12 protein-coding genes are annotated in these 13,806 nt (G+C 69.9%); 4 read left to right on the plus strand and 8 right to left on the minus strand.

What is annotated here, in order from left to right:
* Positions 1-55: 55 nt before the first annotated feature.
* Both leuS and pabB read right to left on the minus strand, forming a co-directional pair.
* Positions 56-2,647, minus strand: a complete 2,592-nt coding sequence (gene leuS / locus ABD212_RS06290) for a leucine--tRNA ligase (RefSeq protein WP_344092329.1) — start codon at positions 2,645-2,647, stop codon at positions 56-58.
* Positions 2,648-2,714: 67 nt separating this feature from the next.
* Positions 2,715-4,031: an aminodeoxychorismate synthase component I gene (gene pabB / locus ABD212_RS06295; protein ID WP_344092332.1), complete on the minus strand. Its 1,317-nt coding sequence runs from the start codon at positions 4,029-4,031 to the stop codon at positions 2,715-2,717.
* A gap of 42 nt (positions 4,032-4,073) precedes the next feature.
* Between pabB and ABD212_RS06300 the strand changes: the two genes are divergently transcribed.
* From ABD212_RS06300 to ABD212_RS06315, 4 genes are read left to right on the plus strand one after another with little or no spacing between them, the layout of a single operon-like run.
* A complete protein-coding gene (locus tag ABD212_RS06300) occupies positions 4,074-4,772 on the plus strand; it encodes a DedA family protein (protein ID WP_344092334.1) in 699 nt (232 codons plus the stop codon).
* Between the two features lie 4 nt (positions 4,773-4,776).
* The gene (locus tag ABD212_RS06305) at positions 4,777-5,814 is read left to right on the plus strand and encodes an App1 family protein phosphatidate phosphatase (protein ID WP_344092336.1); all 1,038 of its coding nucleotides are present in this window, start codon (positions 4,777-4,779) and stop codon (positions 5,812-5,814) included.
* A gap of 38 nt (positions 5,815-5,852) precedes the next feature.
* Positions 5,853-6,566: an SOS response-associated peptidase gene (locus tag ABD212_RS06310; protein WP_344092338.1), complete on the plus strand. Its 714-nt coding sequence runs from the start codon at positions 5,853-5,855 to the stop codon at positions 6,564-6,566.
* Between the two features lie 34 nt (positions 6,567-6,600).
* Positions 6,601-7,479 carry a 3-methyladenine DNA glycosylase gene (locus ABD212_RS06315; RefSeq protein ID WP_344092341.1) on the plus strand — a complete coding sequence of 293 codons (879 nt, stop codon included), beginning with the start codon at positions 6,601-6,603 and terminating at the stop codon, positions 7,477-7,479.
* A 2-nt stretch (positions 7,480-7,481) separates the two neighbouring features.
* Here the strand turns inward: ABD212_RS06315 and ABD212_RS06320 are convergent, their stop codons facing one another.
* The 6 genes from ABD212_RS06320 to ABD212_RS06345 form a co-directional block, all read right to left on the minus strand.
* Positions 7,482-8,687 carry a glycoside hydrolase family 3 N-terminal domain-containing protein gene (locus ABD212_RS06320; RefSeq protein ID WP_344092343.1) on the minus strand — a complete coding sequence of 402 codons (1,206 nt, stop codon included), beginning with the start codon at positions 8,685-8,687 and terminating at the stop codon, positions 7,482-7,484.
* 33 nt (positions 8,688-8,720) lie between these two features.
* Entirely contained in the window at positions 8,721-10,400 is a 1,680-nt protein-coding gene (locus ABD212_RS06325) for an acyl-CoA dehydrogenase family protein (RefSeq protein WP_344092345.1), read from the minus strand.
* The gene (locus ABD212_RS06330; RefSeq protein WP_344092347.1) at positions 10,397-11,482 is read right to left on the minus strand and encodes a zinc-binding metallopeptidase family protein; all 1,086 of its coding nucleotides are present in this window, start codon (positions 11,480-11,482) and stop codon (positions 10,397-10,399) included. The genes ABD212_RS06325 and ABD212_RS06330 overlap by 4 nt, the downstream gene beginning before the upstream one ends.
* Positions 11,483-11,530: 48 nt before the next feature.
* Positions 11,531-12,667, minus strand: coding sequence for a PQQ-dependent sugar dehydrogenase (locus ABD212_RS06335; RefSeq protein WP_344092349.1), 1,137 nt, complete (start codon positions 12,665-12,667; stop codon positions 11,531-11,533).
* Positions 12,664-13,140 (minus strand): VOC family protein, encoded by a 477-nt coding sequence (locus ABD212_RS06340; protein WP_344092351.1) that lies wholly within the window; start codon positions 13,138-13,140, stop codon positions 12,664-12,666. Before ABD212_RS06340 ends, ABD212_RS06335 begins: the two co-directional genes overlap by 4 nt.
* 109 nt (positions 13,141-13,249) lie before the next feature.
* Positions 13,250-13,450, minus strand: coding sequence for a hypothetical protein (locus ABD212_RS06345; protein ID WP_344092353.1), 201 nt, complete (start codon positions 13,448-13,450; stop codon positions 13,250-13,252).
* Positions 13,451-13,806: the final 356 nt, after the last annotated feature.

Raw genomic sequence — 13,806 nt, forward strand, 5'->3', positions numbered from 1 at the left:
CATGATGCAGCCGGCCGGTGGACGCCCGCGCTTCAACCGAGCCTGGGGAGGAGGCTCAGCGGGTGGTGAAGCTCACGACCTTCGGAGGCCGCACGACGGCGCGGGCGATCTCGCGCCCGGCGAGGGCGCGCAGGACGCGGTCATCGGCCCGCGCGATGCGCTCGAGCTCGGCTCCGTCGATGCGCGTGGGCACCTCGAGGGTCGCACGGACCTTGCCGTCGACTTGGACGACCGCCGTCACGGATTCCTCTACGAGCAGCGTCGGATCCGGTGTGCGCCACGTCACCAGGCCGACGAACGGCCGGTAGCCCAGGATCTCCCACATCTCCTCCGCGGTGTGCGGGGCGAACAGGTCGAGGATCATGGCGGTGGCCTCGGCCGCTTCACGGACGGCAGGATCGGCCGGACCCGCCCCGGAGTCGATCGTCTTGCGGGTCGCGTTGACGAGTTCCATCAGGCGGGCGACCACGACGTTGAACTTCGTCTGCTCGATGAGTCCGGGAGCGTCGGCGAGCACGCGGTGCGTGACCCGGCGCAGCGCCTGGTCGCCTTCGGCCCAGATCACATCGGGCGCGCTCGTGATGTCCTTCACGACGCGCCACGCGCGGGCGAGGAACTTCTGCGCGCCGGTCGTCGACACGTCCTCCCAGTGGATGTCGTCCTCGACCGGTCCCGCGAATGCGATGGCGACGCGCACGGCGTCGGCGCCCGGATCGATCATGCTGGAGGCGAACTCGACGAGGTTGCCCTTGCTCTTGGACATCTTCGAGCCCGACAGCAGCACCATCCCCTGGTTCACGAGACTCGTGAAGGGCTCGGTGAAGTCGACGAGGCCCATGTCGAAGAGCACCTTCGTGATGAAGCGCGCGTACAGCAGGTGCAGGATGGCGTGCTCGACGCCGCCGATGTACGAATCCACCGGGGCCCAGCGGTCGGCCAGCTGCGTCGAGAAGGCCTTGTCGGGGTCGCCCGGCGAGAGGAATCGCAGGAAGTACCAGGAGCTGTCGACGAACGTGTCCATCGTGTCGGGGTCTCGGAGCGCCGGCTCGCCCGTCTCGGGGTCGGTCGTCTGCATCCACTCAGCGGCACCGCCGAGCGGCGACGTGCCCTTCGGCGTCAGATCGAGACCCTGCACATCGGGCAGCGTGAGCGGCAGCTGGTCGTCGGGCACGGGGACGATGCGATCGTCCGCCGTGTGGATCATCGGGATCGGCGTGCCCCAGAACCGCTGGCGTGAGATCAGCCAGTCTCGCAGGCGGTATGACTTCGAGGCCCGGCCCGCCCCGAGCGCCGCGAGCTGATCGATGATGCGCGCGATCGCGTTGCGCTTGGACAGCCCGTCCAGCGAACCCGAGTTGATCATGCGGCCCTCGCCGGTCAGGGCGATCCCGGTCTTGGCAGGGTCGAGTGCGGCGAGGGCTGCCTCGTCCGCGCCGGGATCGATGGGTACGCCGCTCTCGTCCAGCTCGATGACGGGGATGGCGCCGGTGACCGGCGCCGTCGTGTCGACCACGACCTTCACCGGCAGGTCGAAAGCACGCGCGAAGTCGAGGTCACGCTGGTCATGCGCCGGAACCGCCATCACCGCCCCGTGACCGTAGTCGGCGAGCACGTAGTCCGCCGCCCAGATCGGCAGCCGCTCGCCGTTGATCGGGTTGATTGCATAACGCTCGAGGAATACACCGGTTTTCGGGCGGTCCGTGCTCTGCCGTTCGATGTCCGTCTCGCGGCCGACGGACTCGAGGTAGTCCTGGAAGCGCATGCGCACCTCGGCGGACGAGCCCGCGGCGAGCTCGGCAGCCAGGTCGCTGTCCGGAGCGACGACGAAGAAGGTCGCGCCGTGCAGCGTGTCGGGGCGGGTCGAGAACACGGTCACGGTGCCTTCGTGGCCCTCGATCCCGAAGTCGATGTCGGCTCCGACGGAACGGCCGATCCAGTTGCGCTGCATCCGGATGACCTTCTGCGGCCAGAAGCCCTCCAGCTGGTTCAGGTCGTCGAGGAGGCGGTCGGCGTAGTCGGTGATCTTGAAGTACCACTGCGTGAGCTTCTTCTTGACGACCTCGGTGCCGCACCGCTCGCACCGGCCGTCCACGACCTGCTCGTTGGCGAGCACGGTCTGGTCGTTCGGGCACCAGTTGACCGGACTCTCCTTGCGGTAGGCGAGTCCGCGCTCGTACAGGCGCTGGAAGAGCCACTGGTTCCAGCGGTAGTACTCGGGATCGCTGGTGTGGAGGATCCGAGACCAGTCGTAGGACGAGCCGTACGCGCGGAAGCTCTTCTTGTGCTGCGCGATGTTGGCGTAGGTCCACTCGCCCGGATCTGCGCCCCGCTGGATGGCCGCGTTCTCGGCGGGCAGCCCGAACGAGTCCCACCCGATCGGATTCAGGACGTTGTACCCGCGGTGGCGCCAGAAGCGAGCGACGACATCGACGTATGCGTAGCTCTCGGCATGACCCATGTGCAGGTCGCCGGACGGGTACGGGAACATCCCCAGCACATACTTGCGAGGACGCGTGTCCGTGTCCCCTCCCGCCCGGAACGGGTCGGCCTCGGCCCAGCGCGCCTGCCATTTCTGCTGGATGGCATAGGCGTCATACCCACCGCCTTCAGCGGGCGCGGCGGTGTCGGGGGGAGAAGTCTGACTCACGGGTGTGACCAATCGTGGGAAGCCGGGGCGCGCGAAGCGCACTCTCCAGGCTACCGGACGCCCGCGCTCACCAACCCGGCGGAAGCGTCGCCCCCAGCGCCGCGAGCGGGCCGCGGGCCTTGATGCCGACCTCGGCCACCTCGGCGGCGGCATCCGATCGCCAGGTGATCCCGCCGCCCGCCCCGACGTACGCGCCGCCCGGGTGCATGACGATCGAGCGGATCACCATGGCGAAGTCGAGGGCGCCGTCGTCGCCGACCCAGCCGAAGCATCCGGCGAAGATCCCGCGGGGAGCGCCCTCAAGCCGGTTCAGGATCGTCATCGCCGAGAGCTTGGGCGCACCCGTCATGCTGCCGGCCGGAAAGGCGGCATCCAGCAGCGCGCCGACCGTCGTCCCCCGGCGAAGGCTGCCCGAGACGGTGCTGACCAGCTGATGCACCGCGGCATACGATTCGACCTCGAGCAGCGCGTCCACTCCGACGGAACCGGGGACCGACACACGCGACAGATCGTTGCGCATGAGGTCAACGATCATGACGTTCTCGGCGCGCTCCTTCTCGCTCGCGCGCAGCTCCGCGGCGAGGCGACGGTCTTCATCCTCATTCGCGCCGCGGGGTCGCGTGCCCTTGATCGGCCGCGTGCGCACGGTCCCGGCATCCACCTCGAGGAACCGCTCCGGGCTGGCGCTGGCGAGCGCCACCGACCCGGAGCCGACGAATCCGCCGTGGTGGGTGGGCGTCATCTCGCGCAGGCGCCGGTACACCGCGACAGGATCGACGGCCGCATCCACCCAGAACCGCGTCGTGAGGCACAGCTGGTATGCATCCCCTTGCCGGATCGCCTCGCGACACTCCTCGATCAGGCGCGCGTACTCGGCAGGCAGCCGGCGGGCGTGCGCGAGTCCGATCGGCGGCGCGGGCGCCACGGCGGGGATGCTCACATCGTCGGCCTCGGCATCCAGGTCTCGCGCGAACGCCGCGACCTCGTCTGCCGGCGCGACCGCCCAGGCCCTGCGGGCTGCGTGATCGAACGCGACGAACCGATCGACGCGAAGCCACTGCTCGGCGGGAACGAAGGGTTCCGGCTCGGCGATCGGAGCACCGGCTCTCGCGGCCGCCGGATCGTAGCCGAGCCACCCCACCCATCCTCCGCGGAACCTGCCCGCGGACCACGTCTCGTCGGGGGCGACCAGCGCGCATTCGATCTCACGCACCCGGTCCGGCTGCGGCTCGGGAGTCCCCGCGCCGACCCAGCTCCACCCGTCCGTCGCGTCCGGGCCGGCATCGAGCCAGAACGCATGCGGGGCGCCCGCAGGACCAGCGAGGAACACCGATGCCGGATCCCGCCACCGCGCGAGGGGAACGGCGGCTTGCGGCGGGGACATCTTCCCAGGCTAGAGCCCCGGCTCAGCGCCTAGGCTCGGGGCGTGAACGAGTTCCTGACGTGGCTCCTCGACACCGTGCAGAGTGTGGATCCCGTCGTACGGACTCTGCTCGCCGGCATCGCGATCATGCTCGAGACGAGCGTGCTCGTCGGCCTGTTCGTCCCCGGCGACACCGTCGTCATCATCGCCGCGACCGCTGTCGCGAGTCCGCTCGAAGCCGTGGTCCTCGGCATCGCCGTCGTCATCGGCGCACTCGTCGGCGAGAGCATCGGGTTCTGGCTGGGGCGCTTCCTCGGCCCGAAGATCCACCACTCCGCACTCGGCCGCAGGATCGGCGAAGCGAATTGGAATCGATCTGAGCGGTACCTCCGCCGGCGCGGCGGCCCGGCGATCTTCATCTCGCGCTTCCTTCCCGTGCTCCACTCATTGGTGCCCCTGACCGTCGGCATGAGCGGGTTCCGGTACGGGCGGTTTCTGGCCTGGACGGTTCCCGCATGCGTGATCTGGGCCGCCCTGTACATCACCGTCGCGTCGCTCGCCGCCGGCACCTACCGGGAGCTGGCCGACCAGCTGCACTACGCGGGCTACATCTTCGTCGGCATCATCCTCGTCTTCATCGCGCTGGTCTTCCTCGCCAAGAAGCTCCTGGAGCGCGCGGAGCGCAGGCACCTGGCCGAGGAGGATGAGTCCACAGCCCCGGCCCTCGGGGACCGGATCGTGCCGGACGACGTGAAAGACTGACTGGATGCCCGAGACCACCCAGCCTGACGTGCACCCCAAGGTGCTGTGGCTCGCGCGGCTCGAGTACCGGTTCCACTCGTGGCGGGAGCGCCGTGCCCGGCGTCGCGGACTTCAGCCGACGGTCACCCCCTTCCCGGGCTACGCGGGGGTGGACTGGGTGCGCGTCCTCGGGCGCGTGCTCATCGTGCCGCCGGTACGGGAGCGCACCTCCGGCGAGTACGCCAGCGTTCGCGGGTGGCGCAGCTTCGCGGCCGTCCCCGTCGGCTTCGCCCAGGTGAGCATCACGGTCGCCGGCGTCACGCACGACGTGGTGGCGGATCGCGGCGGTGTGATCGACACGGTCATCGCCGGTCGCCTGGATCCGGGATGGCAGACCCTCACCATGTCGGTCGAGGGCGGCGAGCCGGTCGAGACGCGGGTGTTCGTCGTGGGGCCGGACGTGCGCTTCGGCGTCGTGTCCGACATCGACGACACCGTGATGGTCACGACGATCCCCCGCCCGCTGCTCGCGGCCTGGAACTCGTTCGTGGTGGACGAGCACGCACGTCAGCCCGTTCCCGGAATGGCCGTGCTCATGGAGCGGCTCGTGCGCGACAAGCCGGGCACGCCGGTGATCTACCTCTCCACCGGCGCGTGGAACATCGCACCGACGCTGATCCGGTTCCTCCGCCGGCACCTCTTCCCGCCCGGGGCGATGCTGCTCACGGACTGGGGGCCGACGCATGATCGCTGGTTCCGCAGCGGCAAGGACCACAAGCTGTCGAACCTCCGCCGGCTCGCGACCGAGTTTCCGCAGGTGAAGTGGCTGCTGATCGGGGATGACGGTCAGCACGACGACGAGCTGTACACGACCTTCACGAGCGAGAAGCCGGACAGCGTCGTCGGGGTCGCGATCCGCCGGCTGTCGCCGGCCGAGGCGGTGCTCGCCGGCGGCCGCACCGTGGTCAACGACCACACCGCCGCCGCGGTCCCGTGGGTCACCGACTCCGACGGTGCGGGGCTCGTCGAGCGCCTCGAGGAAGTCGGCGTGCTCGAGCCGTGACGCGGTCCGGCGTCGGTGCCCGCGCGTAGGCTGAGCGCATGTGCGGACGGTTCGTCGTGGCAAGCGTGGGGTCAGAGCTCGTCGGAGTCCTGCGGGTCGACGTCGAGGGCGACGACCTGCCGGAACCCTCGTTCAACGTCGCTCCCACGAGCCAGGCCGCGATCGTGATCGACTCGGCGAAGACCGAGCCGCCGATCCGCCGCCTCGAGTCGGCGCGGTGGGGTCTCATCCCGGCGTGGGCGAAGGACACGAAGATCGGTGCCCGCGCCTTCAACGCCCGTGCCGAGGAACTCGAGGGCAAGCCGATGTTCCGCAAAGCGCTGGAGAAGCGCCGGGCGGTTGTGCCGGCATCCGGCTATTACGAGTGGAAGAACGTCGACGGTGCGAAGATCCCGCACTACATCCACCCCGCGGACGGCTCGCCGCTGTTCATGGCCGGGCTCTACGAGTGGTGGAAGGATCCCGCGAAAGCCGAGGACGAGGCCGACAAGTGGCTCCTGAGCTTCACGATCCTCACACGCGACTCGATCGGACGCCTGGGGTCGATCCACGATCGGATGCCGCTCTTCCTCGACCCCGACCATGCGGACGCGTGGCTCGATCCGACGATCGACAACGTCCGCGATGTGCTGGATGCCGCCATCGACGCCGCGCCCGCCCTGGCCGAGACGCTCGACGACCATGTCGTGTCGAAGGCCGTCGGCAACGTCCGCAACAACTCGCCCGAGCTCCTCGAGCCGGTCGAGGACTGAGCGGGCTGCGCAGCGGCCGACGTATCCTCGAACGGTGAGCCCCGTCCTCTCCCCCTGGCCGTACGCCGTGCTGCCGGCCGCCGAGTGGCGGTCGCGCGAGGCGGCGCACATCGTGCGCGCGGACGACCTGACGAGGGCACACCGCGAGCGGGCGGCGCGTGGGGAGCGGCATCCGGTCGAAGACTTCCTCTACACGTACTACTCGTACAAGCCCTCGGTGCTCCGCCGCTGGCACCCCGGAGAACGTTTCGCCCTCGAGGATGCCGCGAGCACGCGTCGAGCCACCTGGCGGTGGTACACCCAGGGTGACGATCACGTCTCGCTCGTGGTCGACGGTGAGGGCTTCCGTGCCGACAGAGGCGCGCTCATCGCGAACATCGCGCGGATCCTGCGGGCCACGGCCGGCAGAGCCGGGAGCTTCGGATGCTTCGGCCTGCACGAGTGGGCGATGGTCTACCGTCAGAGCGAGCACCGGCATCCCGCTCCCCTGCGGCTCGGCCGGCACGCCACCGACCAGGTCGTCGAGGCACACGACCTGCGGTGCACGCACTTCGACGCCTACCGCTTCTTCACGCCCGAAGCAGCCCCGCGCAACCGGGAGGTCCCGACACGCGAACGACAGGCCGCACTCGAGCAGCCGGGGTGCCTGCACGCCGGCATGGACCTCTACAAGTGGGCGGTGAAGCTCGGACCGATCGTGCCCGGCGAGCTGCTGCTCGACACATTCGCACTGGCGCGGGACGTGCGGATGCTGGACATGCAGGCGTCGCCGTACGACCTGACGGCCTGGGGCTGCACGCCGGTCGCGATCGAGACCGCGGACGGCAAAGCCGAATACGTGCGGCGGCAGCGGGCCTTCGCGGAGCGTGGGCAGGTCCTGCGCGACCGGCTGCTCGACGTGATCGACGGCTGAGGTCACCCGGCGGGGGTGCAGTCCGCGCAGGGCATGAGCCCGCGCCCTTCTGCGGCGAGCTCGAGCCGCAGGCGCGTCACCCTGGTGGCGGCCTCATCGAGCCGCTGGGCGGGCAGCGCGCCGGAGCCCACCGCGGCGACGAGCCCGTCGACGATCCGCGTCGCGGTGTCCGCGTTCGAGAACATGATCTCGAGCACCATGTCGTTGCCTGCGGCGACCGCGGTCACGGCGTTCGCCACCGGGTCCTGCAGGGCCGATTCACCCGAGGCCTCGAGCATTCCGAGGTCGTCGGTGATGGCCAAGCCCGTGAAGCCCAGCTCGTCGCGGGCGATCTTGTGCCAGGTCGCTGACAGGGACGCCGGGGCGCTGTCGACCGAGGTGAATCGCAGGTGCCCGAACATGAGGACCGGCGCACCCGCCTTGATGCCCGCCTCGAAGGGCAGCGCGTCCGTGGCGGCCCACGTCGCCTTCGACATCCCTGTCGTCGGGATGCCGAGATGCGAGTCGCCCGGGGCCGACCCGTGCCCGGGGAAGTGCTTCAGGGTCGACAGCGCGTCGTCACTCTCGCCCGTGACGGCCGCTTGGACTCGCGCCACGCCCGCGTCGGGGGTGGTGCCGAGGGCTCGCCGGAAGATGAACATCGACGGGTCCGCCGTCACGTCCGCGATGATCCCGAAGTTGACGCCCACCCCCGCCCGCAGCACGAGCGCGCCGCGTCCGGCGAACGCCTCTTCGCTGTCGGCCGCCGGCTGATCCTTCAACGTGACCGAGGACGGATACGTGTCCCACGGCAGGCGGGTCACGTCGCCGCCTTCCTCGTCGATCGCGATGAGCGGCGGCAGCGCGGGGTCGGTGGTCAGGGCCGCGGTGAGCGCACGCAGCTGTCCCTCGGTCGCGGGCACGTTCGAGCCCATCAGGATGAACCCGCCGATGCCCGTGGTCGTCATGTACTGCCGGAGGGTGCCGGCATCCGTGGTCGGAATGGTGCCCATCACCACGGCTGCCGCCTTCTCACGCAGCGACATGCCTGCCACGAGAGCGGATGCCGCAGCCTGGGTGTCCGCAGGATCCGCGGCGACGACGCGCACAGTGCCGGTGGGGGCATCCGATGTGGGGGTCGGCGTCGGCGTGGACGCCGCTGCAGGCGCCGCGACGGCCAGCGCGCCGATCACGAGACCGGCGACGATCATCACACGGCGTCGCGGCACGTGTTCAGCTTAAGCTCGGCGGCAGCGCCCGGCTCAGTGCCGCGCGACGATGGCCGCGGCATCCGTCCCCATCGGCAGCACGCCGTACTGTCCGCCGCGATCGTCGCCGAGGCGGGCTGCGATGAACGCGTCCGCGGCGGCCGACGGGGCGTGGCGGAGCATGAGGGATGCCTGGAACGCGAGTGCAAGAGACTCGCTGAGGCGCCGCGCCTGAGCCTGGGCGGTGACGGGGTCGGCGCCGCGCAGGGCCTCGAGGAGCGCCAGCGTGCGTGCGACGTGCGCGTCCAGCACTCCCGACACCCCGGCGGTCGATGCGAGCTCGTCGGCGAAGGCGGCGGCGGAATCGGGATCCCTGGTCAGGGCGCGCAGCACGTCGAGGGCGATGACATTGCCGGAGCCCTCCCAGATGGCGAGCACCGGCTGCTCGCGATATCGCCGCGCCAGCGGGAAGCCCTCGGTGTACCCATTGCCGCCGAGGCACTCGAGCGCCTCGTACGCGTGGTGCGGTCCGCGTTTGCACACCCAGTACTTCGACACGGGCGTCGCGAGGCGGCGCAGGGCGACGTCGCGGTCCGGGGCATCCGCCTCGAACAGCTGCGCGAGCCGCAGGCCGGTGAGCATCGCCGCCTCGGCCTCGAGGGCCAGGTCGCCCAGCACCGAGGTCATGGCGGGTTGATCGACGAGCAGCGCACCGAACGCCTCACGACCCCGCGCATGCCACGCCGCCTCGGCGACCGACTGCCGCATGCCGGCGGCCGTGCCGAGCACGCAGTCCAGCCGCGTGCGCTGCACCATCTCGATGATCGTGCGCACACCACGACCCGGCTCGCCCAGGACGAATCCCACCGTGCCGTCGAATTCGACCTCCGCCGACGCGTTCGAACGGTTGCCGAGCTTGTCCTTCAGCCGCTGGATGCGGAACACGTTGCGCACGCCATGGGGCAGCAGGCGCGGCACGAAGAGGCACGACAGCCCCTCTTCGACAGCTCCGCGACGCGTGTGCGCGAGGACGAGGAAGCCGTCCGACATCGGCGCGGAACAGAACCACTTGTGCCCCGTGAGCGAGTACGCGTGCCCGCCCATCGAGGTGCCGTGGGTCGTCCCGGCGCGGACGTCGGAGCCGCCCTGCTTCTCGGTCATCGCCATCCCGATGAGGGCGCTGCGCTTCGGCTCTGGGGGGACGAGCCGCGGATCGTACTCGCGCGAGTAGAGGCGGGGCAGCCACTCGTCCGCGATCCACGGCGATCCCTCGATCGACGCGACCGCCGCGTGCGTCATCGACACCGGGCACGCGTGGCCGGGCTCGACCTGCGCGAACAGCATGAACATCGCCGCCCGGGCGACGTGCGCGCCCTCGCGCGGGTCCGCCCACGCCGAGGTGTGCGCGCCCCGGGCGATCGCGTCGCCGATCACACGGTGGTACGCCGGGTCGTACTCGACCTCGTCGAGGCGGAACCCCCACCTGTCGTTCGGATGCGCCTTCGGCGGGTGGATGTCGGCGAGCTCGGCATCCCGCTGGAACGCCTCCGAGCCGACGAGCGCGCCCGTTTCGCGGAGGTCCGCATCCGCCCAACCGGCCCCGAAGGCCTCGACCGCAGCCGTCAACGGGCCGTTGAGCGCGTATTCGTTCACGTCTACACGCCACGGAGGCTGATTCTCGACGTAGTGCGTGGCTGCGCCGACGACCCGCTGGCCCCGTGCGAACGTGGTCACGCGCGCTCCGTCTCCTCCACGAACGCGAGAGCGTACTGCTCGGCGGTCGTCAGCGGGGCGCGGGTGACGATGTCGTGCATGAATCCGAGCTTGTGGCGCACCGGTCCGACGATGTCGAACGGATACAGATCGCCGAACCCCATGGAGCGGTTGATGCGGTTGAAGCCCTGCGACATCCACTCCCAGTCGGTCAGGAGCCGCTGGATCGGCTCATCCGCGTACGACTCGAGCGGGATGACATCCGTGTCCCGAAGGTTCGTGACGCTGGCGTCGAGATGGATGCCGATCGCCGCGGCGGTCTGCAGGGTGCCGGTGATGTGGAGATAGTGCGCCCAGGTCTCGGCGAAGTCCTCCCACGGGTGCATCGTCGCGTACTCCGAGATGAATCCCTGATGCCAGTCCGTCGGTGCCCCGAATTTGTAGTGGCGCTGGATCGCCTCGCGATAGCTTGCTCGCTCATCGCCGAAGAGCGCGCGGCAGCGTGCCCAGGCCTCGTCGTCGGGCAGCAGGACGTTCTGGTAGTAGTGCCCGACCTCGTGGCGCAGATGCCCGAGCATCGTCCGGTACGGCTCGCCGAGCCGGACGCGCAGCGCTTCGCGCCGGTCATCGAGGCTCTCTGCGAGATCGATCGTGATGATGCCATTGGCGTGCCCGATCATCACCGGCTTGCCCTCGGACAGACTCGAGATGAGGTCGAAGCCCAGCCCGCCGGGTTTCACGTCCCACGGCACGATCGGCAGCCCCAGGTCGCCCAGCTGCAGCACGAGACGCCGCTTGGCCTCTTCGGTCTTCGCGAGCTTCTCGAGTGCGACGGTGTCATCCGCGGCGGGGCGCGTTCGGGTCAGCCGGCACGAGAAGCACCGGCCGGCAGGTGCGTCCTCCCAGACCAGCCAGTTGCAGTTCCACTCGCGATTCGAGCAGGTGTACCAGTTCTGGCCGTCGATGGTGACGCGGCCGTTGCGGATGCCGTAGAACTGGCGGGTCAGGATGTGATACCCGAGATCCGCCTCGCAGTTGGGGCACTTCAGGGCGTCCAGATAGAGGAAATGGCGGCAGTGCGGGCAGCGCGGCTGTGAGCTCACGGTCTCACCGTAGCGCTCGCCGCGGCTGCGGGATCCGCGTGTCGGACATCACCCTGCGGACGAGATCGGCAGGCGCAGCAGCAGGTCGTCGGACGGGCGTGGCGAACCCCGGCCATCGGTGTTGTTGGTGAGCACCCAGAGCATGCCGTCGGGCGCCGCGACGACATCCCGCAAGCGCCCCTGTTCGCCCGCCAGGGCGGCCATGGGCTCGCCTTTCAGCGCGCCGTGGTCGGTGTCGATCATCCAGAGCCGCTCGCCCCGGAGGCCCGCCATGAAGACCGTGTCGCCGACCGTGGCGATCCCGCTCGGGCTCGCCTCGCTCGGCGGCCAGACGGCGATCGGCTCGGCGAACCCCTGGCCGCCGTCGCCCATGCCCTCCACGATCGGCCAGCCGTAGTTCTCGCCAGGCACGATGCGGTTGAGCTCATCCCAGGTGTCCTGTCCGAACTCGCTCGCCCACATGGTGCCGTCGCTCGTCCAGGCGATGCCCTGCACGTTGCGGTGTCCGAGCGTCCACACCGCCGTCCCGAACGGGTTCCCAGGCGCCGGTTCGCCCTCCGGTGTGAGCCGGAGGATCTTCCCGCCCAGCGAGTCGGGGTCCTGGGCCGCGGGATGGTTCTGCGCATCGCCCGTCGTCACATACAGGAAACCGTCCGGCCCGAACGCGAGACGCCCTCCGTCGTGGGTGGAGTTGCGCGGTATGCCCGAGAAGATGACCTCGACGTCGCCGAGGCTGAACGACCCGGGCTGGCCGACGAGCGGCATCCGCACCACGCGGTTATCGCTTTCCGCGCCGTGGTAGGCGTACAGCCAGGTCGTGTCGCCCTCGACGTGGAGGGCCAGCCCATGCAGCCCGGACTCGCCACCCGAGACGACATCGGGCACGGTGCCGACGGTGCGCAGCCGTCCCGTCGAGGTGAGCTCGACAACGGTGCCGTCGTTGCGCTGAGAGATGAGTGCTCCGCCACCGGCGAGCGGAACGACCGACCACGGCGCATGCAGCCCTGAGGCAAGGGTCGTCGCACCATCCGCGACGCGCCACCAACCGGCCGTGACGGGCGTCGCGGAGCCGGACGGCGTCGCGGAAGGCGGGGCCGTCCTGTCGGGTGGCGCAGAGGTGCAGGCGGATGCCGCCAACACGACCGCGGCGAGCCATGCCGCGATCGCCACCGGGCGCCGGATCACGATCCCGCGGCGGCCGCCTCGATCGCGGCGATGTCGATCTTGCGCATCTCGAGCATGGCCTGGACCGCGCGGTGCGCGCGCTCCGGGTCCGGATCCCGGATCAGCTCGATGAGGCGATCGGGAATGATCTGCCACGACAGACCCCAGCGGTCCTTGAGCCAGCCGCACGGCTGCTCCTCGCCGCCGTCCGCCGTGAGTGCGGCCCAGTAGCGGTCGACCTCGTCCTGATCGGCGCACGAGACGTAGAGCGAGATCGCCTCGGTGAACGGGAACTGCGGCCCGGCATCCATCGCGTAGTAATCGCGACCGGCGAGCCGGAAATGCGCATGCATGACCTTGCCGCCCATGCCCGGCACTTCGTCGGGATATCGTCCGATCGTCACGACCTCCGAGCCCGGGATGAGACCGGTGTAGAAGGTGATCGCCGCCTCCGCGGAGTCGTCGAACCACAGGAACGGCGTCACATCGCCCATCGTCTGCCTCCTCGGCCCCTCTCAGCGTCGCGGGTCGCGTGCGCCTGGTCAAGAGGTTGCGCGCGTGGTTCGGGGAGTGCGGCCCGGCCCGCGGACCGGGCCGCACGGGTCACGCCGGGGTGGCGCTGAAGCGCCCCTTCGCCTGGTCGAAGGACTCCACGCGGAGCTCCAGCTGATCGCCGGGCTGCCCCGTCGACGATGGGACGAGTCCGGGGACGCCATCCGCGGTCTCGACGAGGGCACCGAACGGCGCCGACTTCGTCACGGTCGCGCTGATGCGGTCGCCCGAACGCAGGGTTGTGTCGGCCATGTTCACCTCCTCTCACCTGTCAGGGTGAGTCGGAGGCCTTGGCCGCGCGCGGTCAGCGCTCTACCGGATTGCCAATCCGATCGTGGCTGAGAGCCGGTCCGGTGGTCACAGGAGAACCCTACTGCCCGCCGAGGAGCTCGTCTGCACGGTCCGCGGGTTCGCGCCGGTCCGCCCGAGAATGAAGCAAGCCCCCCGAGCGTGCGGGGGGCTTGCTGATTCGGTGGACCTGAGGGTGTCTGGGTTCGCGACATAGGCGACAGGTGATAGGCGACACGTGAGTCGCGTCATAGGCGACAGTCTGGGTCGTGTCGAAGCATCGGGTCGTCGTGTTGAAGATCATCTCTGGAGAGTTCACG

The sequence above is a fragment of the Microbacterium deminutum genome, from assembly GCF_039530205.1.
GTDB classification, from domain to species: domain Bacteria; phylum Actinomycetota; class Actinomycetes; order Actinomycetales; family Microbacteriaceae; genus Microbacterium; species Microbacterium deminutum.

What these genes read in the sequence shown, in the direction of transcription:
- pabB (WP_344092332.1), bottom strand. Translation starts at nt 4,031, where the DNA reads ATGTCCCCGCCGCAAGCCGCCGTTCCCCTCGCGCGGTGGCGGGATCCG.
- ABD212_RS06340 (WP_344092351.1), bottom strand. Translation starts at nt 13,140, where the DNA reads ATGGGCGATGTGACGCCGTTCCTGTGGTTCGACGACTCCGCGGAGGCG.
- ABD212_RS06305 (WP_344092336.1), top strand. Translation starts at nt 4,777, where the DNA reads ATGCCCGAGACCACCCAGCCTGACGTGCACCCCAAGGTGCTGTGGCTC.
- ABD212_RS06310 (WP_344092338.1), top strand. Translation starts at nt 5,853, where the DNA reads ATGTGCGGACGGTTCGTCGTGGCAAGCGTGGGGTCAGAGCTCGTCGGA.
- ABD212_RS06345 (WP_344092353.1), bottom strand. Translation starts at nt 13,450, where the DNA reads ATGGCCGACACAACCCTGCGTTCGGGCGACCGCATCAGCGCGACCGTG.